Here is a 932-nt window from a genome sequence, read left to right as displayed (position 1 = left end):
GAGTGTCGCCTATCCGACAAAGACGTGCTGACGCCGATCTCGGCAAACACGTCTTTGCCCCATTTAGTTTTAGATCTTTTACTCATTCATATCTTGTTAATCTGAGTTTGACCTATTCAAACTTATCCACTTGAGTTGAGAACTTAGCGTTCCCGTTTTTAGGCGACATTTTGCAGCTTAGTATCCCTTGTCTTACTTTAACTTATTGATTGTTAATTGAACCAATATGGTTAAGAGTGCATTATATAGAAGAAAAAGACGACAGTTTGTCGACTAATAAGCGTTATGTGCTCGGAGGAAAAATGATAGATACGGCAAGGACTCGAATTGAAGTGATGTCCAGTAAGCATGCTTCAGATATGCTTGCATACCAACTCGAAAATCGTGAGCATTTAGCTCCATGGTCACCACTTCGTACAGATGAATTTTATACTTTAGACAACTGGCTGTCTCAGTGTAAAAACAGTGAGTCTGCGTTTGAGAAAGGTAGTGAAGTTAAGTTTGTAGCTTTGGATAAAGATGCAGGCGAAATTGTTGGTGTTTGCAGTTTCACAGGTATAGCTCGCGGTGTTTTTCAAGCCTGCTTTTTAGGTTACTCCATTTCTAGAAAGTTTGAAGGTCAAGGTTATATGACCGAAATACTCGAAGCATCGATAGGTTACATGTTTGATATCGTTGGTCTTAACCGAATAATGGCGACTTACATGCCACATAATGTAGCGAGTGAAAGAGTGCTGCTTAAACTAGGTTTCGAGAAAGAAGGTGTCGCTAGGAAGTACTTAAAAATTGCAGGACAATGGGAAAACCATATCCTTACGTCCAAACTTAACGAACGCACATAACAGTATTTAAGGCTTAAAGATACTTTTTCTAATCCAATTTTGGCACGTTAGAATCCATACTCTAACGTGCTTTTGTCCAAAGGTTAGTTT

General features: G+C 39.2%; 1 protein-coding gene. It reads left to right on the top strand.

Annotated features, from left to right (window positions below; all coding sequences use genetic code 11):
- The first annotated feature begins 236 nt into the window (after positions 1-236).
- Positions 237-842, top strand: a complete 606-nt coding sequence (locus tag AB4503_RS25605) for a GNAT family N-acetyltransferase (RefSeq protein WP_242441551.1) — start codon at positions 237-239, stop codon at positions 840-842.
- Positions 843-932: the final 90 nt, after the last annotated feature.

The organism is Vibrio sp. 10N.222.55.B11, assembly GCF_041473705.1.
In the GTDB taxonomy this organism is placed as follows: domain Bacteria; phylum Pseudomonadota; class Gammaproteobacteria; order Enterobacterales; family Vibrionaceae; genus Vibrio; species Vibrio crassostreae_C.
This window is presented reverse-complemented; position numbering and strand designations above follow the sequence as displayed.